The 21,577-nt window shown below is 48.6% G+C and carries 20 protein-coding genes; 12 read left to right on the forward strand and 8 right to left on the reverse strand.

Annotated elements, in window-relative coordinates:
• The first annotated feature begins 60 nt into the window (after positions 1-60).
• The 3 genes from GA0116948_RS18635 (at position 61) to argS (ending at position 4,155) form a co-directional block, all read left to right on the forward strand.
• Positions 61-1,437 carry an OmpA family protein gene (locus GA0116948_RS18635; RefSeq protein WP_089715011.1) on the forward strand — a complete coding sequence of 459 codons (1,377 nt, stop codon included), beginning with the start codon at positions 61-63 and terminating at the stop codon, positions 1,435-1,437.
• Between the two features lie 219 nt (positions 1,438-1,656).
• The gene (locus GA0116948_RS18640; RefSeq protein ID WP_089715013.1) at positions 1,657-2,130 is read left to right on the forward strand and encodes a GNAT family N-acetyltransferase; all 474 of its coding nucleotides are present in this window, start codon (positions 1,657-1,659) and stop codon (positions 2,128-2,130) included.
• A 93-nt stretch (positions 2,131-2,223) separates the two neighbouring features.
• Complete coding sequence (gene argS, locus GA0116948_RS18645; protein ID WP_089715015.1) at positions 2,224-4,155, forward strand: arginine--tRNA ligase; 1,932 nt, start codon at positions 2,224-2,226, stop codon at positions 4,153-4,155.
• Between the two features lie 234 nt (positions 4,156-4,389).
• Here the strand turns inward: argS and GA0116948_RS18650 are convergent, their stop codons facing one another.
• The 3 genes from GA0116948_RS18650 to lepB form a co-directional block, all read right to left on the reverse strand.
• Positions 4,390-5,310: a tetratricopeptide repeat protein gene (locus GA0116948_RS18650; protein ID WP_165798383.1), complete on the reverse strand. Its 921-nt coding sequence runs from the start codon at positions 5,308-5,310 to the stop codon at positions 4,390-4,392.
• Positions 5,311-5,538: 228 nt separating this feature from the next.
• Complete coding sequence (locus tag GA0116948_RS18655; RefSeq protein ID WP_089715019.1) at positions 5,539-6,024, reverse strand: cytidine deaminase; 486 nt, start codon at positions 6,022-6,024, stop codon at positions 5,539-5,541.
• Between the two features lie 77 nt (positions 6,025-6,101).
• Positions 6,102-7,286, reverse strand: coding sequence for a signal peptidase I (lepB, locus tag GA0116948_RS18660; RefSeq protein WP_089715021.1), 1,185 nt, complete (start codon positions 7,284-7,286; stop codon positions 6,102-6,104).
• A 131-nt stretch (positions 7,287-7,417) separates the two neighbouring features.
• Between lepB and GA0116948_RS18665 the strand changes: the two genes are divergently transcribed.
• Positions 7,418-8,290: a MerR family transcriptional regulator gene (locus GA0116948_RS18665; RefSeq protein ID WP_123891736.1), complete on the forward strand. Its 873-nt coding sequence runs from the start codon at positions 7,418-7,420 to the stop codon at positions 8,288-8,290.
• Positions 8,291-8,298: 8 nt separating this feature from the next.
• Here GA0116948_RS18665 and GA0116948_RS18670 read toward each other — a convergent pair whose 3' ends face one another.
• On the reverse strand, positions 8,299-8,949 hold the full coding sequence (locus tag GA0116948_RS18670; RefSeq protein WP_089715025.1) for an alpha/beta fold hydrolase: 651 nt from the start codon (positions 8,947-8,949) through the stop codon (positions 8,299-8,301).
• A gap of 28 nt (positions 8,950-8,977) precedes the next feature.
• On the reverse strand, positions 8,978-10,162 hold the full coding sequence (locus GA0116948_RS18675) for a sigma-54-dependent transcriptional regulator (protein WP_089715077.1): 1,185 nt from the start codon (positions 10,160-10,162) through the stop codon (positions 8,978-8,980).
• A gap of 226 nt (positions 10,163-10,388) precedes the next feature.
• On the opposite strand from GA0116948_RS18675, the gene GA0116948_RS18680 reads away from it, so the two are divergent.
• From GA0116948_RS18680 to GA0116948_RS18695, 5 genes are all read left to right on the forward strand, one after another.
• Positions 10,389-11,192 carry a serine O-acetyltransferase gene (locus tag GA0116948_RS18680; protein ID WP_089715027.1) on the forward strand — a complete coding sequence of 268 codons (804 nt, stop codon included), beginning with the start codon at positions 10,389-10,391 and terminating at the stop codon, positions 11,190-11,192.
• A gap of 22 nt (positions 11,193-11,214) precedes the next feature.
• Entirely contained in the window at positions 11,215-12,102 is an 888-nt protein-coding gene (gene cysM / locus GA0116948_RS18685) for a cysteine synthase CysM (RefSeq protein WP_089715030.1), read from the forward strand.
• Between the two features lie 166 nt (positions 12,103-12,268).
• Positions 12,269-12,412, forward strand: a complete 144-nt coding sequence (locus GA0116948_RS21320) for a hypothetical protein (RefSeq protein ID WP_165798384.1) — start codon at positions 12,269-12,271, stop codon at positions 12,410-12,412.
• A gap of 97 nt (positions 12,413-12,509) precedes the next feature.
• On the forward strand, positions 12,510-13,202 hold the full coding sequence (locus tag GA0116948_RS18690) for a hypothetical protein (protein ID WP_089715032.1): 693 nt from the start codon (positions 12,510-12,512) through the stop codon (positions 13,200-13,202).
• Between the two features lie 3 nt (positions 13,203-13,205).
• Entirely contained in the window at positions 13,206-13,928 is a 723-nt protein-coding gene (locus GA0116948_RS18695; RefSeq protein ID WP_089715034.1) for a phytanoyl-CoA dioxygenase family protein, read from the forward strand.
• 83 nt (positions 13,929-14,011) lie between these two features.
• Here GA0116948_RS18695 and GA0116948_RS18700 read toward each other — a convergent pair whose 3' ends face one another.
• Positions 14,012-14,995 carry a pyruvate dehydrogenase complex E1 component subunit beta gene (locus GA0116948_RS18700; RefSeq protein ID WP_089715035.1) on the reverse strand — a complete coding sequence of 328 codons (984 nt, stop codon included), beginning with the start codon at positions 14,993-14,995 and terminating at the stop codon, positions 14,012-14,014.
• Between the two features lie 224 nt (positions 14,996-15,219).
• Between GA0116948_RS18700 and GA0116948_RS18705 the strand changes: the two genes are divergently transcribed.
• A complete protein-coding gene (locus GA0116948_RS18705) occupies positions 15,220-15,843 on the forward strand; it encodes a hypothetical protein (RefSeq protein ID WP_123891737.1) in 624 nt (207 codons plus the stop codon).
• A 114-nt stretch (positions 15,844-15,957) separates the two neighbouring features.
• Here the strand turns inward: GA0116948_RS18705 and GA0116948_RS18710 are convergent, their stop codons facing one another.
• The gene (locus tag GA0116948_RS18710) at positions 15,958-17,136 is read right to left on the reverse strand and encodes an acetyl-CoA C-acyltransferase (protein ID WP_089715038.1); all 1,179 of its coding nucleotides are present in this window, start codon (positions 17,134-17,136) and stop codon (positions 15,958-15,960) included.
• 54 nt (positions 17,137-17,190) lie between these two features.
• Positions 17,191-17,982, reverse strand: coding sequence for a DUF3575 domain-containing protein (locus tag GA0116948_RS18715; RefSeq protein ID WP_089715040.1), 792 nt, complete (start codon positions 17,980-17,982; stop codon positions 17,191-17,193).
• 383 nt (positions 17,983-18,365) lie between these two features.
• On the opposite strand from GA0116948_RS18715, the gene dnaG reads away from it, so the two are divergent.
• Both dnaG and GA0116948_RS18730 read left to right on the forward strand, forming a co-directional pair.
• On the forward strand, positions 18,366-20,339 hold the full coding sequence (dnaG, locus tag GA0116948_RS18725) for a DNA primase (RefSeq protein WP_089715045.1): 1,974 nt from the start codon (positions 18,366-18,368) through the stop codon (positions 20,337-20,339).
• A 164-nt stretch (positions 20,340-20,503) separates the two neighbouring features.
• Positions 20,504-21,577, forward strand: a complete 1,074-nt coding sequence (locus GA0116948_RS18730) for a DNA-binding protein (protein WP_089715047.1) — start codon at positions 20,504-20,506, stop codon at positions 21,575-21,577.

Here is a 21,577-nt window from a genome sequence, read left to right on the forward strand (position 1 = left end):
GTCCTTATCTATCCATACCTCGTATTTTTTATTTACATCACCCTTTAAATTTGTTTCCTTATGAACAACAACAAGTTCCTATGGGCGACGGCTATTTGTGCCCTCTTTGTGCCCTTGGCAGTACATGCCCAATCTACCGCTCCCTCCACAGGAACCTCCACCAGTAGCCCTGCAATATTTGATGGCACTGCGGATTACCGGACATTTTCAATTGGTATAAATGGTGGCGGCCTGGGCGCAGTGTCTCCCACCGGTGGCTCAAATGACTTTACGAAATGGAAAGCCGATTTTGGCTACGGTGCCTATGTAAAATGGCAATTGTTGCATAGCCTGGCCTTGCGTGCCGATTATCTGGGAGGGAAGCTTACAGGCAATAACGATGACAAACTAGGCAATGGTACCACTTCCAATAGTCCTTACAGTGAATTTGAAACCAAACTGAAATGGACCGCTACTTTGAGTGCGGTGGCTACGGTGGCCAATATTAACTGGTTGCACCGCAAGAATTTCGTACAGATCTATGTATCTGCTGGTGGCGGTATAGCTGGTTACAGTCCCCGGATTACCCCGGTGGGCGGCGCTGAAGTAGATTATAAAGCTGGTGGCAAAAATATCCAGGAACTAGTAATCCCCGTGGGTGCAGGCCTTAAATTTAAACTGAGTGAAGGGATAAACTTGGATCTGGGTTACACCACCTACTTCACAGATGGCGACAACCTGGACGGATATGTGCATGGTAGCCAGAAAGACAAATTTTCGTACGGTTATGCCGGTTTGGAATTTGTATTTGGCAAACATTCCAAACCCCAGCTGGCTTTCAGCAATCCTGCTGCGATCTTGTATGACAAGCTGGAAGCTCAAAAAGCTGCTACCGATCAGGTGCAGGCTCGCCTGAATGCTGAACAGGTAACCAACGATTCCCTGTCTGCCAATGTAGCCCGCCTCACTGCCGATCAGGATGGCGACGGCGTATCTGACTTCTTCGATAAATGCCCAGGTACACCAGCCGGCACCAAGGTAGATGGCAGCGGATGTCCCCTGCCCGTTCCGGAAGCACCTAAGGTAATTGAGAAAGTAACAGTAACCGAGGAAGACAACCGCGTAGTACGCGAAGCGGTACGGAACCTGGAATTTGCTACCGGCAAGTCCAATATCCTGCCCCATTCTTACGAAACCCTGAATAAGGTGGCAGAACTGCTCACTACCCGTGGTTTTAGCCTGAAATTGGCTGGCCACACTGATAACGTAGGCAGCGATAGCAAGAACATGATACTTTCTAAAGACCGTGCAGAAGCTGTAAAAGCTTACCTGGTAGGCCGTGGAGCTAACCCTACCCGCATTGAAGCGGTAGGTTATGGCGAAACCCAGCCCATTGCCAGCAACAAAACGCCCCAAGGCCGTCAAGCCAACCGTCGCGTTGAGTTTACCATCTACTAGTAGCAAGTAAGTATAGGAGCGGTGCAAAAGGTTCGCAAACGGGCCTGGCATCGCTCATTGTACCCAATAATATGCACCTTTTTTTATAACAGCAGCCAGTTGTGTTTTGTAACATCACTGGCTGCTGTTATTTTTGCAGTCCCTGTGAAACACCTCCTATACAACATGCGGCACTGCTGCAACAATCTGGGGAGGTATAAAAACAGGGGTATTGAGTGCATGGACATTACGATCAGGAACATTACCCCCGGGGATAACGCTGTGCTGGCCAATATTATACGCATGGCACTGCGGGAACACAACATGGCCAGACCCGGTACCGTCTTCACAGACCCCACCACCGACCACCTGTACCAACTGTACCAGGCGCAACGATCGGCCTACTTCGTAGCAGAAGGCAACGGGCAAGTAGTGGGTGGCGCCGGCATAGGGCCGCTGGAAGGAGATGTGTGCGAGTTGCAGAAAATGTATCTTTCACCCCAAAGCCGTGGGCAAGGACTGGGTAAAAAGCTCATCCTGCACTGCCTGCACTTTGCCAAAACCAATGGATATACACAGTGTTACCTGGAAACTGCTCCCGAACTGGAGAAGGCCGTTAAGGTATACGCTCACCTCGGCTTCCGAGACCTGCCAGGCCCTTTGGGCAATACGGGTCATTTTGGCTGCGACCGGTGGATGATGATAGATTTATAGCCAGCTCTACCCAGGTCATCCACCCGGCGAATATCGCCACCAAATACTTAAAAAACACCGGCGATCCACGCCGGTAAGGACAAAATAGAAAAGATGCAAGTAATACAAGCCATCAAAATAGCTGCCGCCCAGGGCATTAACGCCCTCTATCAGCAATCACTGACCGCGGCAGACATTTCCATTAACACCACCAAACCCGAATTTGAAGGAGAATACACCATCGTAACTTTTGCCTTTACCAAATTCAGCCGCCAGCAACCGCAGGAAACCGGGCAACGGCTGGGCGACTATCTCGTGGCTAATTTCCCCGCCCTGGTAGCCCGCTTTAATGTAGTCAAAGGATTCCTCAATATCACTATCGCAACAGATTACTGGACAGGCTTCCTGCAAACACAATATAACAATCCCCGCCACGGCTTACAGGCCCCTAATGGCAAAAAGGTGATGGTGGAATACTCTTCCCCTAATACCAATAAGCCCCTGCACCTGGGCCATCTCAGGAATAACTTCCTTGGCTATTCAGTTTCGGAAATACTTAAAGCCAATGGCTATGAAGTAGTAAAGGCCAACCTGGTAAACGATCGCGGCATACATATCTGTAAGTCCATGCTGGCCTGGCAACTGCTGGGCAATGGTGAAACGCCTGCCAGCAGTGGGAAAAAAGGCGATCACCTGGTAGGAGATTATTATGTATTGTTTGAGCAGCTCCTTAAAGACCAAGCCAGTCCTATCATAAATCGTGTGCAAAGCGGCGACTACAGCGACTTCCAGGGCGAAACCCTCCAAAAGATCACCACCCTGGGCGCAGCCCTGCAAAAGCCAGCCGTACAGGCCGATCAGGAAAAACTAGGCAAAATAGAAGACGAGATCAAAGAACTGGCGCGTAACCAAACCCTCATTATGCAGCAGGCCAAAACCATGCTACAGCAATGGGAAGCCGGTGATCCGGCCGTACACAGCCTCTGGGCAATGATGAACGGCTGGGTATATGAAGGCTTTGATGCTACCTATAAAGCACTGGGTATAGACTTCGATAAAATGTATTACGAAAGCGAAACCTACCTGCTGGGCAAGGACCTGGTGGCCAATGGCCTGGATAAAGGCATTTTGTTTCGCAAGGAAGATAACTCGGTGTGGATAGACCTGACAGCCGATGGGCTGGACCAGAAGCTGCTGCTGCGGGGCGACGGCACCTCCGTATACATGACCCAGGATCTCGGTACTGCCCGCCTGAAGTACGAGGAGTACAAAATGGACAAAAGCCTGTATGTGGTGGCAGATGAACAAAACTATCATTTCAAGGTGTTGCAGCTCATCCTCCAAAAATTGGGAGAACCCAGCGCACCGGGTATTGTACATCTATCTTACGGCATGGTAGAGCTACCCAATGGCCGCATGAAGAGCAGGGAAGGCACCGTGGTAGATGCAGACGACATGATCACCGAAATGGTGACCACTGCCGGCAACCAGACCCGGGAGTCTGGCAAACTGAAAAATTTCAGCGAGGACGAATTGCAACCCCTCTACGAAATGATTGGCCTGGGCGCTATGAAATTCTTCCTCCTGCGGGTAGATCCTAAAAAAAGGATGGTCTTCAATCCCGAAGAGTCCATCGACCTGCATGGCTTCACGGCCACCTTTGTACAGTACGCGCATGCCCGTATCAAATCCATTTTGCGCGAAGTAGGCGCCGAAGCACAGCAAGGGCTGGAGCATTTCCGCTACGCCGGTGAGTTACAACCTTTGGAAAAAGCCCTCATCCTGCTGAACGAACAATTTGAAGTGATCTTAGACCAGGCCGCCGCAGAATACAGCCCTTCTGTTATAGCATCCTATGCTTTTCAGTTGGCCCAGCAATTCAACTCTTTCTATGGCGAAAAAGTTAATGGCAAATACACCTATTCCATTCTCGATGCCGAATCGGAAGAAAAGAAAAAGTTGCGCTTGCAGATCATAATCCTAACGGCCAATACAATTGCCCAAAGCATGCGCCTGCTGGGCATTCGCGTACCAGAGAGAATGTAAAATGTAAAAGAGGTATAACAATAGCAAGGCCGGTAACCCAATGTTACCGGCCTTGCCCATTATATAATTTCGGTCCTTTACTTTGCCACAGCTAAACACAGTGCATGAAGGGAGCTTGCCGGCCCCGGCTGCACTGTGTGCATATTGGCTGTGGAGTATTCCCGATTCTAGAAATCTTGTTTAATCATGCTTTGCGGGCATAACATGTTCCCGTGTATTATGCTATTGTTAGGGTTACATGCTGGCGGGCACACTGCTGTTTGCAGACAGTGCCCTATCACAAAGCGCGATTCCTTTATCAACGTTTCCCGCCCCTATATAAGATTTGCCCAGCATAAACAAGGCAAATGCGTTTTCGGGTTGCAAAGATAACAGTAAATTCCATTGAACAATCGCTTCTTTAAATTCCTGCCGGGTGTAATAGGTATGGGCCAGCAAATAAATAGCGGGAATATCCTCAGGATGCAGACTCAGCGCCACCTCCAGCATTTTAATACCCTTGGCAGTTTGTTCCAGTTTAAGGCAGGCCATGGCCAGGTTATAATGGTAGGCTGTATGGAGCGGCAGTCCCAGGGCTGCTGCATGTTCATAATACTGAATAGCCTTCGTATAGTCGTTGATGTTAAAATATATCTTGCCCGCTTCGTAATATAATTGAGATTGGGTGCTATCTATCCGGATGGCCTGTTGGAAGTAGTAAATGCTGGCCGCAAAGTTTCCTCCTGAGGCATATAGCCTGGCCAGCAGGCAGGGCGGCTCACTATTGCCCGGCATTTCTGCACAGGCCATCTTTAAAGCATCTTGTGCGGACATGCTGTCGTGCAGGGCGGCATAACATTGGCCTATGCGTAAACTTTCGCCGGAAACACCCTGCGCGCGCACTTGCAGGGCATAAGTAAGCGCTTGCTCGTAGGCATGCTGATCATAATAAACAGCCGCCAGTCCCCGTAGCGCGTAAATGTGACCTGGCTGGCATTCCAGCACAGCCTGGTATTGGGTAACAGCTTTCTCCGGTTGTTGCTGAATACGGTAAATATCCCCCAGTTGGAGGTAAGCATCTGTGAAAGGCTGGTAAAGATAAATAGCAGCGCTAAAGCGGGAAATAGCAGCCGGCAACTGGCCATTACTGCGAAGAGCCAGGCCCTCCTTGTACAATTGCCTTGCTTTTGTTGAAGGGGTTCCAGCTGTGGCAAATGCCCCTGTCATACTAACAAACCCAAACATCAAAAGGCATAGGAAACGGTAAGGATTCATGCTAAAAATAAGCGATTGGTGACAAAACAAATATAATTTTAATTGTTATATAAATAAATTAATATACATAAAATTAAAATCTATTTTGACCAATGCATCTCATTTCCTAGCGCTTACATTTCCCTCCTTTCACAACATATCTTCATTAGAAAAGGAGAATGGGAGCAACTGGCTGGCCTTTTCGATTACGAATATTTTACCTGTTTGGCCGCTCAGCAACAGGCGTATGGGGGTGGCGGTGCGGTTTTCGTATTCGCTGAGCGACTGCCGGCAGATGCCGCAGGGTGAAATGGGCCGGTTGCTTAGGCCTTGTTCATTAAAATAGCTCACAGCCAGGGTTTGTATAGCCATATTGGGGAATAAAGACGATACGGCCGATAAGGTAGTGCGCTCTGCGCAAATGCCTACGGGGTAGGAAGCATTTTCCTGGTTGGTACCAGTTACCACCTGCCCGTTGGCCAATAGAGCAGCTGCACCCACACGAAAGTGAGAGTAAGGCGCATAAGCATGCTGCGTTATCGCGCGCGCCCGTTGCAACAGGTGGGCATCTGCAGGTGCCAGTTCGGAAACGTCGTCGTAGACCTGATATTCAAAATATTGCTGATGAAGGTGCATAGTGGAAAGTTAATAACAAATACAGACAAAAAATCCCGCCACGTGGGCGGGATTCCAATGCAACCGATCGTTGGGTTTTATTTTATCAGGCTAAAGAGGCGCCTCCAGCGGATGCTTCCGTTGCCATAACTCATCCAGATCATCCAGGCCTTGCCTACTACATGATCTTCCGGTACAAAGCCCCAGTAGCGGCTGTCCAGCGAATTGTTACGGTTATCGCCCATCATCCAGTAATAGTTCATTTTAAACGTATAGCTGTCAGTTGGCTTGCCATTGATCACGAAGTGACCGTTATTTTCTTCCAGGGTATTATTTTCATACACATGAATAATGCGGCGGTACAACGCAATATTGGAACTGTCGAGGTGTACGGTTACCCCTTTTTTAGGAATATATAGCGGGCCGAAATTATCCTGTGTCCATTTGTAATGGTTGGGATCTTGCGGCCACACGCTGAGGTAATCGTTTTGCAAGTCCAGGTGAATATCTGACACGATCGGGAATGCCTTCACTGCGTTGGCAGCAGTATGGGTCATATTATACTGGAAAAGGCCCTGGCCTTCGCTGGAGGGAGGGTCTGTAACATCCAGTTCTTGCAGCCTATCCTGGTTTATTTCATCTCCATTGGTCTTTACCTGGTAGTAGTTTTGGCTACCGGGCGGAATGGGGGCTTGCTGGCCGTTTATAAATACCACTGCGTCTTTAATTTGCAGGGTATCGCCCGCCTCGGCTACGCAGCGCTTAATGTAATTCTCCCGTTTGTCTACCGGGCGGCTGGTTACATGAAATTGTGTCCATACTGCCTGTCGGCCGGCGTCTCCCCCACCTGCATTGCGCACCAGGCCATAATAGCTCTGGTCCTGCATTTCAAGGGCTACCGTATCGCCCTCGGGGAAATTAAATACTACCACCTCATTGCGGTGAATATCGGAGAAGCCTGGTAGGCGGTGGTATTTCCATTGCACCGATTCGGAATAAGCTTTCGTGTATTTAGTAAAAGGCAAGGTGTGATGGGTGAATGGCACGGCCAGGGGGGTCATCGGAATGCGTGGACCGTAACTTACTTTGCTAACGAACAGAAAATCGTTCACCAGCAATGTTTTTTCCATAGAAGGGGTTGGGATCGTATAGGCTTCAAATATAAACGTTCGGATCAGTGTAGCAGCGATAATGGCAAAAATAGCTGCATCCAGCCATTCCCTTACCGCCGACTTCTTTTTCTTCTGTCCATCCTTGTTCCTGCGCCAAAATGCAAGGTTCATGCAGTCGGATTTAGATATTTTAAAAGAACAAATATAATATTCTGGTCATTGCCACCTAATATTCAGGCATAAAAGTTTCTTAAATTTTATCTGTGAAGCCCTACATTCGTTTTATAAGTGGAGCCATAAATTTGAACAATTTTAGTATTAAAGATATTGAACACCTCACGGGCATAAAAGCTCATACCCTGCGCATTTGGGAGCGGCGGTACCATTTGTTGTTACCTAAACGCAAAGACACCAATCACCGGACTTACAACAACGACGATCTTAAAGCCTTGCTCCGGGTAGCTCAACTGTACCATAGGGGTAAGAAAATCTCTCATATTGCAGCCATGAGTGAAGAGGAGATCAAGGCAGCCACCCTGGCCAGCCTGGGGAGCGCCCCTTTTTTTATAGCCTACCTACACCAACTCATTGAAGCTACTTTGGATTTTGACCAACTGCGTTTTGAGCGCACTTTCCAAAACATGCTCGTGCATATGGATTTTGACACCTGCATAACGCAAGTGATTTATCCCTTCCTGCACCGCATTGGGCTATTGTGGCTAACAGACCATGTAATTCCCGCCCAGGAACACTTTGCCTCTACCCTCATCCGCAGTAAACTGATCGTGGCTACCGATGGACTGAATACACCACTACATGCAGCAAATCATTACCTCACTTTCCTGCCGGAAGGTGAGTTGCACGAAATACCCCTGCTTTACATCAATTATCTCCTGAAAAAAAACGGGAAGCTGGTAACCAACCTGGGCCCGGATGTACCCATGGAAGATATTGCCTACTTTGTACAACAGAAGCAACCTACCCACCTGCTTACTTACCTGATCACCCAGCTTGCCCAGCCCGACCTGAGCGCTTACATAGCACTGGTAAAAAATAGGAGTGGCGGGGCCCAAGTGCTGGTGCTTGGACCAGTTGCAGCGCAGCTTCGCCACTTTGAAGGCATCACCATCCTCTCTTCTACCAGCGAGCTGGAAACTTACCTGCAACATCATTAACATCCTTGCTAGTCCAGTAATACCTGTAAGATGGCATTCATTTGCTGATGCCGGTTCAGCACCATAAAGTGTCCACCGCCCTGAATAACATGGGTAGGTTTTACATTGCGAAAAGGGAAGGGCCGGTCTTTGGTACCATGAATGTGATAGAGCGGGGCGGGTATGGTATTGCTTTGCCAGTGAATAATGGTGCGGATGGCCCAACGCAGGTACACGTTGTCCTGCCTGGAGAGAAAGGATTTCAGCAATTGTTCGTCTTCCTGCGTTTCTATGTTATTGTAAAATTTCACCACCGGGTAGCGCGATTGTAAAATAAGTTGATCTGGCAGGTGAAGAAGTCCCAGACGGCGCACCCAATTGAAGTAGGCCGGTTTTTCTGCCGAGCTTTTAATGCTGGATACCAACACCACTTTTTTTACGGGTATTTGCTTGGCTATTTCCATACTTAGGATGCCGCCAAATGAAACGCCCATCAGCACGGGGTTTGGATAAGCTATCTGCTCCACAAAGCGGGCAGCATAGGCAGCAATGCTTTCATCTGGCGATACCGGTGTAAGCCAGGGCAAATGATGCACTACGTAATTTTCGGGGAAACGCAATTTTTGAAACAGCCTTCCATCGGCGCCCATGCCGCTAATGAGATAAATGTGTTGTGGCATAGCAAAAGATTGTACAATGTCCGTTGTATCAGGTATTCACTCTTTTCTTGTCACGGGCGGGCAGCACGTAATCGTCCACATCTTCCGGCATGATCACCTTGCCTGATAAGATCACCAGGCGTTCTACTACATTCCGCAGTTCACGGATATTGCCGGTCCAGTTATATTCCTGCAGGGCTTTCAGCGCGGCGGGATCAATGGCTTTTTTGGCAATGCCGTATTCCTTACAAACATTGTCCAGGAAATGATCTACCAGCAGGGGAATATCATCGCGGCGCTCGTTGAGGGAAGGTACATGAATAAGGATTACGCTGAGGCGGTGATAAAGGTCCAGCCGGAAATTTTTATCTTCCACTTCCCGCAGCAGGTCTTTATTGGTGGCGGCCACCACGCGTACGTCTACCGCAATTTCTTTGTCGCCGCCCACACGGGTAATGCGTCCTTCCTGCAGGGCGCGCAGCACCTTGGCCTGGGCACTCATGCTCATATCCCCTATTTCATCCAGGAAGAGGGTACCGCCGCTGGCCTGTTCAAACTTTCCAATCCGTTGTTTCACGGCGGAAGTAAACGATCCTTTTTCGTGGCCAAACAATTCGCTTTCTATCAGTTCACCTGGAATAGCGGCGCAGTTTACCTCCACCAGCGGGCCTGCGGCGCGATGGCTTTGCTGGTGTAGCCAGCGGGCCACCAACTCCTTGCCCACCCCATTTTCGCCCGTTACTAATACCCGGGCGTCTGTGGCGGCTACTTTTTCTACCGTTTCTTTTATTTTGAGGATGGGGGCAGAATTGCCGATCATCTCCTGTGTTTTCGTAATCTTTTTGCGAAGGGTACGGGTTTCTTTTACCAAAGAAGTCTTGTCCAGCGCGTTGCGCAGGGTAATCAGCAAGCGGTTCAGGTCGGGCGGTTTGGAAATATAATCATAGGCGCCTTTTTTCACCGCTTCCACCGCCGTATCGATATTGCCATGGCCAGAGATAATGATAACGGGTATATCCGGGTTTATCTCTTTGCTTTTTTCCAGGAATTCGAGGCCATCCATCTTGGGCATCTTGATATCGCACAACACGGCATCGTAGGTTTTGGCCTGGAACATTTTGAAACCTTCCGCGCCATCGGCGGCTTCGTCTATTTTGTAGCCTTCGTAGCCGAGTATTTCGGAGAGGGTTTTGCGGATCGCTTTTTCGTCGTCGATGATTAATATATTGGCCATAATTATGTTGTGCTGGTTTAATTCCGTGGGCAGTCGGTTGTGCAGGGTCATCCCCTCTTTAGCAACGATGGTTTTATGCCGCCGGATTTGTAAAAATCAGTGGTCAAAAATAGGGGATTTTTTCAACCAACGGGTAGAAAGACAGGCCGGATGCGCTCATTTTTCATCCTGTTATCCCATAGATTAGCTTAACTTTACCTACCTAATTACCTGTAATTTTGCTTACATGAACGATTTTTTGGATGAACTGCACCAGCGGCATCAATCGGCGGCAGCAACTGCTTTTCCTGCTACCCCGGCGGTCAAAGATTTTACGCAGAACCTGGTGAACTGGTTATTCCCGGAGCATACCGGCCGGGTTTTCACTGCTTACGACGTGTTGGCAGACTATGCTACTTTATTGGAACGCCAGTTGCAGCACCTGCTGCAACCCATGCAAACCTCCCTCCCCCAGCCCGCCGCGGCGGTAGCGCAGGCGTTTATGGATGCGGTGCCGCAGATATATGGAGACCTGAATAAAGATGCGGAAGCCATATTGCTGGGCGACCCTGCTGCCACTTGTCTGTACGAGGTGATCCGTGCCTATCCCGGGTTTTATGCCATCGCTTTTTACCGCATCGCCCACCGGCTCTTTCAGTTGAAGGTACCTTTGCTGCCCCGTATCATCACCGAACTAGCGCACGCAGCCACCGGCATAGATATACATCCGGCAGCTGTGATAGGGTCTTATTGCTGCATAGACCACGGCACCGGTGTAGTAATTGGTGAAACCACCCATATCGGCACGCATGTGAAGATATACCAGGGCGTAACGCTGGGTGCATTAAGTATTGAAAAAGAGATGGCGCAAAATAAGCGTCATCCTACCATAGAAGACCATGTGGTGATCTATGCTGGTGCCACCATCCTGGGCGGCGACACGGTAATCGGGCATCACAGCGTAATTGGCGGCAACGTGTGGCTGATAAAAAGCGTAGCCCCTTTCACCCGCATTTATTACCGCGCCGATGGCACCATGGTGGCGCGCTGACCTTTAACAAAAGCATGAAAGTATGATTGTCAATAAAAACTTAAAACTGCTGGACCTGGTGGGCAATACCCCCATGGTAGCCTTGCAGCGCATTCCCACTAATCCGAACGTAACCATCTACGCCAAACTGGAAGGGAACAATCCCGGCGGTAGTGTAAAAGACCGTGCGGCCTATAGCATGATCAAAGGCGCAATAGACCGTGGGGAACTGCAACCGGGCGTAACACTGGTGGAGGCCACCAGTGGCAATACCGGTATTGCGCTAGCGATGATGTCTAGCCTGTTTGGCGTTCCCATAGAACTGGTGATGCCTGAAGATGCTACGCGCGAGCGCGTACTGAGCATGGAGGCTTTTGGGGCCAAAGTAACGCTTACCCCTACTATGGAAGGTGCTATTGATTATGCCAATGCGCAGGTGGCCAAGGGTGGTTATCTGATGCTGAACCAATTTGCCAACCCCGATAATTATAACTCCCATTACCGCGGCACGGGTCCGGAGATATGGCGGGATACCGAAGGCAGCATCACCCACTTTGTTTCCGCCATGGGTACTACGGGTACCATCATGGGCGTATCGCGCTACCTGAAAGAGCAAAATGCCGGTGTGCAGATCGTAGGCTGCCAGCCATCAGACGGCTCCCGGATTCCGGGCATCCGCAAATGGCCCGAGGCTTACCTGCCCAAGATATTTGAACGCCAGCGGGTAGACCGGATCATGGAAGTATCCGAGGAAGAGGCGGTGCAGATGACGCGTAGGCTGGCCCGGGAAGAGGCCATCTTTTGCGGTATGAGCAGCGGCGGCGCCGTATCGGCGGCCGTGAAGCTGGCAGCGGAACTTTCAGCGGGTGTGATCGTGTGCATTATTTGCGACCGGGGAGACCGTTACTTATCGAGTGATTTATTTGGGTGATATTTGCCTGCACTTTTTGAGATATGGATGTATCGGTTTGGTACATCCTTTTTCATTTTTAGCGGGCCATTATCCCGAAAAGTTAATGTAATGTTATCCTAAAAAAATTAGCAAAAAACACAAAAAAGCAACGTAAATTCGGGTAAATCAATAAAAAAACTACAAAATGAAACACATTCATATTAGGATGGTGGATGCCCCACCCACACTCAGTGTAGAACGCGTGAAGGCCGCCGTAGAAAAAGTATATGCGGAGCGTGCAGCCCAGAAAAAAGCCCAGCAAATCAATAAAAAACGTTTGCTACATTAACTTCCGCTATTGGCAAAAGTTTGTATGTAGTGTATTATTTGCCAACCCCCATCTTTTGTCCTATCCTGCTTTTTTTATCCAAAATATCCATTGACCAATGCAGGTACACCCATATCCTCTTTCTATTTTCATAAACTGCCCTTTTGATACCGAATACGAGCCATTATTGCAGGCCATGGTGTTTACCATTTACCGTTGCGGATTTGTGCCGCAGTGTGCCTTAGGCGAGGACAATGCTACCGATTACCGCCTGGACAAAATTATCCGATACATCCGCCATTGCCAGTATAGCATTCATGACCTTTCGCGGGTGGAGGCTAATGGCCATGGCCTACCACGGCTGAATATGCCGTTTGAACTGGGCCTGTTTTTCGGGGCCAAACATTTTGGGAAAGGGGTACACCGACAGAAAAATGCCCTCATTTTTGAACGCGATAAATATACTTATCTGGAGTTTATTACAGACTTGCGGGGAGTAGATGTAAAAGCGCATTACAACAGCCCCTTGTATGTAATTGCTAAGATCCGGCATTGGTTAAAATCATCTTCCGACAAACAGGGCATTCCGGGTATTGCCGTGTTATGGCGGGATTTTGAAGAGTTCCAGGCCAATCTTCCGGGCATTCTACAAATGGCCGGGCATCAGCGGGAAGACATCTTATTTAAAGATTTATGCCTTATTGTAGAACAGGCTATCAACAATATTTTGCAAGCAAGAAAACAGGATGCCTATCCTACGCCAGACATTGCCCCGGATGTTGTAAATGATGTATTGGTCCCGTATTTTTAGGGCATGATTTCAATTGATCAGCACCAGCAGGCCATTGCAACGCAAGGCTTTACTGTCATCGAAAATATGCTCACCCCCACGCAATGCGAAGTGGTGGCACATGCGATTAATATTGCCAACAATGCCAGCCCTGCTTTCCGTCAAACGAACGATCTGTTTGCCATCCGGCAGTTGCTCCGGGAAATACCGGGCTTGCAAGGGCTGGTATTCACCCCGGTGCTGCAAAACACCCTGCGGGCGCTTTTTGGGGAAGGTTTTTTCGTAGTAAAATCTATTTATTTCGACAAGTCCGGCACTTCCAATTGGTTTGTTTCCTATCATCAGGATTTAACGATCTCCGTAAACAAGAAGATGAACGTACCTGGTTTTGGCCCCTGGACACTGAAGCAGGGATACTATGCGGTGCAGCCTCCACTAGCCATTCTGGAAAATAATTTTACCGTCCGCATCCACCTCGACGATACGGATGCGCAGAATGGTGCTTTACGGGTTATTCCCGGCTCGCATCGCAAGGGCATTTATCGTCCGGAAAATATAGATTGGCAGGAAGAAGTGGAAACCGTTTGCGGGGTACCCCAGGGTGGCATGATGGTGATGCGCCCCCTGCTCCTGCACGCCTCCAGCCGTACTACGAACGGGCGGCCCAGGCGCGTGGTGCATATTGAATACAGTGCGCAGCAGCTACCGGCGCCGTTACAATGGTCGGAACAGTTAACAACCCTATAAGGGGCGTGGCGGCGCGGATGATTTTCAGCAAACAAAAAGTCCCGCCTTGCGGCAGGACTTTCCTATTTTCTGTTTAAGAACGTTTATTTTTTCGTGTACATCACTTCTTTTACCAGCTTCACGGTACGTTCAATATCTGGCAGGTAAAGTTTTACCAGGTTAGGCGCGTAGTGCATGGGTGCATCCGCGGCAGTGATGCGGCGGATGGGGGCATCCAGGTAGTCGAAACCCTCTTTTTGAATGCGGTAAGAGATTTCGGAAGAGATGCTGGAGAATGGCCATTGTTCTTCTACAATCACCAGGCGGTTGGTCTTTTTAACCGATTCCAGTATGGTGAACCAATCCAGCGGGCGGATGGTGCGCAGATCGATTACTTCGGCCTCAATCCCTTCTTTGGCCAGTTCTTCCGCAGCGCCCAGCGCTACTTTCATCATTTTGTTGAAAGATACGATGGTTACATCGCGGCCAGCGCGTTTGATGTCGGCTTTGCCGATGGGTATAATGTATTCTTCTTCCGGCACGTCACCCAGTTCTCCATACATTACTTCACTTTCCATAAAAATTACCGGATCATTATCCTGGATGGCGGCTTTTAACAGGCCTTTGGCATCGTATGGGTTGGACACGGACACTACCTTCAGGCCCGGGATATTGGCATAATAACTTTCAAAAGCAGTAGAATGCTGCGCGCCCAACTGGCCAGCAGAGCCATTTGGTCCACGGAACACGATGGGGCAACCTAACTGCCCACCGCTCATAGCGAGCATTTTGGAGGCGGTATTGAGTATCTGATCCAGTGCCAGTACAGCAAAGTTCCACGTCATAAATTCCACCACAGGGCGCAGACCGTTCTGGGCTGCTCCCACACCAATAGCGGCGAAACCCAGTTCGGCAATCGGGGTATCGATCACTCTTTTATCTCCGAACTCTTCCAGCATACCCTGGCTAACTTTATAAGCACCATTGTATTCTGCTACTTCCTCCCCCATGAGAAACACGCGGCTGTCGCGGCGCATTTCTTCCTGCAGGGCTTCTCTTAACGCTTGTCTGAAAGCTATCTGACGCATGCTATTGTTAATAAAGTTTGAAATATTGAAATGGCCCTATTGAAAAAGGCAGGGCAAAAATATCGTTTGTTGACGAAAATGCAAAGGATTTCCAAAATGAGGCCCCGCTGGCAGGGAAACATTTGCTATCCCAGCAGCTTTTGGCAGCCAAGGAATTATTACATTATATTTATTTTATATGTAAATTCGTCTTAAACCTTTCCCTTCCTGGAAAATCCCGTTCTATGATCACGATTACCATCCTTTCCTTTTGCTTCCTCGCTGCTGTATCGATGAAGATTAAGCACTACCAGGACCGATCGCTCACGGAGGTGCTGTGGTATATACACCTGTTCCTGGGCATTATCTCCGCCTTGTGTGTGATCCTGTTTTTTAACGGTTATGTACTCAGGGGCATTTATACAGGCAGGGTATTTCTTTCGCTATACGCCGGCTCTGGGATGATCTTGTACAGCCTGAGCACGGAAAAGGGTACTGCCCGCAAAGCTTACCTGGCCATGTTTTACAGCATCCCCTTTATCCTGCTGGGCGGATTGCTGCTGCCCCCCTTACGGTTATTTACCGTGGTAGCCAGCATTTGGTTACTGGTAGACGGGGAATTTAAACGGTATCCCATAGATAATGATTATACACTACAAACATGCAGCACGGCGGTCATTAACGCCCGCTACCCTACCTACAGCCTGGTGCAAGGCAAGTATTGGCTCTTCGAAAAAGTGACGGACGATGTAATTGCCCCTTATTTAATGCCCAGCGACATTAAAACCAAGCGGATAAATGCTGACAGCATACAACTGCACATTTACACAGATCAGCAGCAGCTTGATACGGTGATTGTGGTGGAATAATATTTACCGCGTATGCATTTTGCTATTTAAAGAGCATCGGCTCCCAACGTAATTGGAAGCCGATACCTTTTTTGATAGCTGGTAATTTCAAAATATCTTTTAACCAAATAGCTGCTACCCTTCTACTTTTTCGATGATGATGGCGCTGGCGCCGCCGCCACCGTTGCAAATACCGGCCACGCCATAGCGGCCGCCCTCCTGCTGTAAAATACTGGAGAGCGTCACCACAATGCGGGCCCCGCTACAGCCAATGGGATGGCCCAGGGACACCGCCCCGCCCCAAACATTGAGCTTATCATTTTCCAGGCCCAGCTCGCGCTGGTTGGCCAGGGGTACGCAGGAAAAGGCTTCGTTGATCTCTGTAAAATCCATATCAGCCATGGTAAGATTGGCCTTGGCCAACGCTTTGTTGATGGCTTTTACCGGCGTGGTGGTAAACCATTCCGGTGCCTGGGAGGCATCGGCAAAACTAACGATGCGGGCTAGCGGCTGCAATCCCAGCGCTTTTAATTTTTCCCCGCTTACCAGCACTACGGCGGCGGCGCCATCGTTGAGGTTAGAAGCATTGGCTGCGGTAACCGTACCGTCTTTGGTGAAGACTGGTTTCAGGGATGGTATTTTTTCAAAGTTCACTTTTTTGTAATCTTCATCTTCGGCCACGAGCGTGGTTTGCTTGCCGTGTACTGCTACGGGAATGATCTCTTTTTTAAAATATCCCTTTTCGGAGGCCGCCGCCGCGCGTTTGTAAGATTGGATGGCGTAGGCGTCCTGTTCTTCTCGGGAAATTTTATAGGTAGAGGCGCATAGATCGCCGGCATTGCCCATGGCGTAATCGTTATACGGATCCCATAGGCCGTCGCGCACAATGCCGTCTGTAATGTTGCCATGACCGTATTTGTATCCATTGCGGGCCTTATCCAGGTAGTAGGGCACATTGCTCATGCTTTCCATGCCACCGGCTACTACGATGTCGTTATCGCCCAGGAGAATGCTTTGTGCGGCCAGCATGATCGCCTTCATGCCGGAGGCGCATACTTTATTCACCGTGGTGCAGGGCACGGTGTTGGGCAGTCCTGCATAAATACTGGCCTGGTTGGCAGGGGCCTGGCCCAGATTAGCGCTCAGTACATTACCCATATACACTTCCTGTACCTGGCCGGGTGCAATACCTGCTTTTTCAATGGCGGCCTTTATGACAATGGCGCCTAAACGTGGAGCAGTAACTGCGGCCAGTGCGCCATTGAAAGATCCAATGGGCGTACGTACGGCAGCTACTATAAAAACTTCTTTCATGCGATGAAAATAAGATTAGTTTTGGATGTCCCAAATATAGGGAATCACCGGCTATTACAGCCGGTACACAAAACGCAGGCTCAGTGGGATATGGATATTGCCGCCAATGTCGGGATTGAAAAAATTCAACCATTTGCCCCTATTATTGCCATCGGTAGGCGTACCCACGCCATACCAATTCTCATACCGGTAGCGCAAGCCAAAGCCTACCGTAAACTCTAACTGGAGGCGCTGTGCTTTGCCCAGATAATGTTGTATGCCAAAGGTGGGACTTATTCCCCAGATATATTTGCTACGCCGGTAGTTGCCCTCCGGAACAAAACTACCATCGGGATATTTTTCGTCTTTGTTGTTAATATGTCCCCAGTATTTAGCCTGCTTGTACAAGCCTTGCACACCAAAGAATAGGTGGTAAGCATCTTTTTTCCCGGGCAGGAAAAATTTAATATCAGGCGTTAAGCGTATGCCGGAAATCGTAGTCGGGGCCTTATCGTCCCCTCCCGTACTATACAGCAGGAAAGTAGTGGTAAGGCCCACGCTCAAAAATTTAAATAGCCGGTATTCCGCGGCAACGCTGGGCCCTCCATCCGGCTCCACCAGCGACAGCACATCGGTACCCAGCAGTAGCCCTATATGATAATCTGGGCGCTGATAATGGTATATTTCCTTGAGATTATGAAAAGGTTTTACCGTAACGCCATCGCCCTGGAACGGCGGGGCGCGGTGGGGCCTGGGTGGAAATGGCCGGTGGTGGCGAACTGGCTTTAGCAGGGTGCTGTCTTGCGCCCAGGCAGTAGGGTCTAAACAATTGTTACATAACAGTAAGAGCAGGTAAAATTGTTTCATGGTATTTTTTTATGAGGTAAACAGCTAAAAAGCGGCACAAAGTGTTGGGTTGTTAAAGTCAACAAGCGATTTGTAAACTTCAGCATTTCCATCGTTTGTGGAAGATGGCCTTGCTCCAAATGGGAAACGGGAATATTGCCGTTAAAGCGTCCAAGGAACAGCAAAGGTTACAGCAGCCCCCAAAAAGCCTGTTAGAACGCTGCCCCCGCTGCCGGAAGCGGCTTTTGCAGCTAAATCAAAACAGGTTTCACCACCTGTGGTGGCTTTTGCCTGGTGCAGCTGTTAATTAATATATAACATAATTATTATATATGTTTTGAACCCTCCAAGCGGTTCACCTTACCTGAATTTTCCCGATATTTGCTACTTACATCATTCCAACTTTGATCTCACAACAGACTATACAGCAGATACTCAGCCGCATCGACATCGTGGAGATTGTGGGTTCTTTCGTGAAATTAAAAAAGCGGGGGGCCAACTATTTGGGCAATTGTCCGTTTCATAATGAAAAAAGTCCTTCGTTTACCGTATCACCGAGCAAGGAAATTTACAAATGTTTTGGCTGCGGCGTAAGTGGCAATACCATTACCTTCCTCATGGAGCATGAAAAATACTCCTATGTGGAAGCCCTGAAATGGCTGGCTCAGAAATACAATGTAGAAATTGAGGAAAAAGAGGTGAGCGCAGAAGTGCGCGCCCAATTGCAGCTTGCGGACAGCCTTTTTATCATCAACAATTTTGCGCGGGAGTATTTTACCAAGGCCCTTTTCGAAACCGAGGAAGGCCGCAACGTAGGGCTTAGCTATTTTGAGGAACGTGGTTTTAGCGAAGAAACCATCCGCAAATTTCAACTGGGTTATTGTGCCAATGAAAAGGACACCTTTGCCAAGGCAGCGCTGGCCAAGGGGTATAACCTGGAATATCTTCAAAAAACGGGACTTGTCTCCATCCGCTACGAGCAGCCGGTAGACAATTACCGTGGACGGGTAATTTTTCCCATCCATAACCAGTCGGGCAAGGTGCTGGGGTTTGGTGCCCGTATTCTGGTAAAGTCGGACAAGGCGCCTAAGTATATTAACTCGCCGGAGAACGATATTTATGTAAAGCACAAGGTGCTGTATGGCACTTACTTTGCCCGCCACTCTATCGACAAGCTCAATGAATGCTTGCTGGTGGAAGGATATACGGATGTGGTATCGCTGCACCAGGCGGGCATTGAAAACGTAGTGGCGTCCAGCGGCACCTCACTGACCCAGGACCAGCTTCGCCTCATCAAAAAATACACGAAAAACCTTACCATCCTGTACGACGGCGATGCCGCCGGCATTAAGGCCGCCCTGCGCGGGCTGGATATGGCCATTGAGGAAGGGTTAAATGTAAAAGTGGTACTCATTCCGGATAAGGAAGATCCCGACAGTTACGTACAGAAAATCGGGGCCGCCGCTTTCCGGGAGTTTGTGGCCAATAATAAGCAGGACTTTATTCTTTTTAAGCTCCAGGTGTCTATGCAGGACGCGGGAACAGACTCCGTTCGCAAGTCGCAACTGGTGAACGATATTGCAGAAACTATTGCCCGCATTGACAAGCTGGAAGATTTTACCAAACAGCAGGACTACATCCGCCAGTGCAGCCAGTTGCTTAAGATAGACGAGCAGGGCATGGTAAACCTGGTGAACAAATACATCCGCGAGCGTTTGCAAAAACGGGAGCAACAGTTTACCCAAACACAGCCTGCCGCCAATGACGACTTATCGCCGGAAGCGCTGGCCGCCATGGCTGCCATGGAAGGGGCCGAGATGGACACGGCCACGGAAGATTTTTTTAATACTGACGATAAACACGAAAAGGAACTGGTGAAAATACTGCTGCGCTTTGGAGATAAAACGTTCAACGATGAAAACCATCCTACCGTGGCGGACTATATTTTTCACCTCCCCTACGATTTTGAATCGCTGGCCAACGGGGAAATGGTAAAACGTATTCTGCGTGAATACAAAACCTTTTACGACGACGGAAATTTACCCGATAAAAAATGGTTCCTCTACCACCAGGATCCCGATATTTCCAAACAGGTAACCCTCATCCTGGAAGATAAAGAGGCAGAGCTGAGCCACAACTGGGTAGACAAGTTCGAGATCAAGACCGTGTTTGGCGATAACGCCTACCTGCGCGACACAATCTCCACCACCAATTACCTCATTCTCCGTAAGATCAAAAAGATGATCGATGAGAACCAGGAAGAAATGCAAAGCGCCACCGAAGTAGAGGCACAGATAGCTTGCATGACCCTGCATCAGCATTTGAAAAAACTGGAAAAAGAACTGACCAACGGTTTGGGTACTGTGATTTTTCGGTAAAGCATCCGATCAGGTAACAAACCTAAAAAAGCGAAGGCCGGAGAGTGTTAAATGGTGTTCCTAGCCTCACTTCGGAGACTTAGCAAAGTACAGATCTCCTATCAATGTCGTACCTTCAAGGTTAAAGTCATTTGTAATGACAATCACTACAAATAGGTTATAACATGGCAAGAGACTTAACAACATCACCAGTAGATCGAAAAAAAATACTTGAAGATAACGACGCTATAAAAGCGGTATATGATAACTTAGGTTTTGAGGGGGTACGATTTGAAGGACGTTTCAGGTTCACAAAGGGACAAGTGGCCCGCTTTTATGAGGTGGACGTAAGAACTATTGAACGTCTACTAGAGAATCATAGCCAGGAAATGCAAAACAATGGGTACGAACTCTTTAAAGGCGCCCGCCTTCGGGGCCTTCGACTGGCATTTCTCCAACACCTTGAACAAAGCCATGTCTCCGACATCGATGTCGGAGACATATCGCAAATATATGAAAATGAACTAGTTGCAAACAAGGCCCCCAGTCTTGGCATCTTTACCTTCAAATCCGTCTTGAACATTGGTATGCTACTGACCGGCTCGCAAAGGGCAAAGCAGGTAAGATCAGCCATCCTCAACATCGTAATTGATGTGATGAATAAACGACTTGGCGGATCCACAAAATACATCAACCAACGTGAGGAAGAATTTTTACCCAGCGCACTGCGCGAATTCAATTACCGGAAAGTCTTTACAGATGCACTGGATAAGTACATTCAGGCTAATAAATTTAAATACGCTCAACTTACCGATAAGATCTACCGGAGCATCTTCCGAGAACAATCAAAAGAATACCGAAAAATTCTCTGCCTCAATGCCAAAGAAAGTGTGCGCGCAACCATGTATTCGGAGGTACTTGATTTAATTGCCAGTTATGAAAATGGTTTCGCAGATTTTTTAAAGAAGAAGTTCGAACAAAACGAAAGTAACCCTATACGGCTATCAGAGGCAAACCTACTTTTTCACGAGTTCGAACAGTTGACGGAACAGCTATATGAACCCCTCAAAGAAAAGGCGCGCGTCCTGATGGCAACCAGGGACATGGCTTTCCGGGATGCCCTTCATGAAAAGCTCAAGGACTATATTGACACCGTCAGCTTGGATGATATTGACAAATTCTTAGGTGAAAAAAGCAAAGCACTTGAAGAAAGAATTGTAGAAAACAAAGAAATTTTCATCCGGTTAAAAGACAGGTAG

The organism is Chitinophaga costaii (assembly GCF_900094705.1).
GTDB classification, from domain to species: Bacteria; Bacteroidota; Bacteroidia; order Chitinophagales; family Chitinophagaceae; genus Chitinophaga; species Chitinophaga costaii.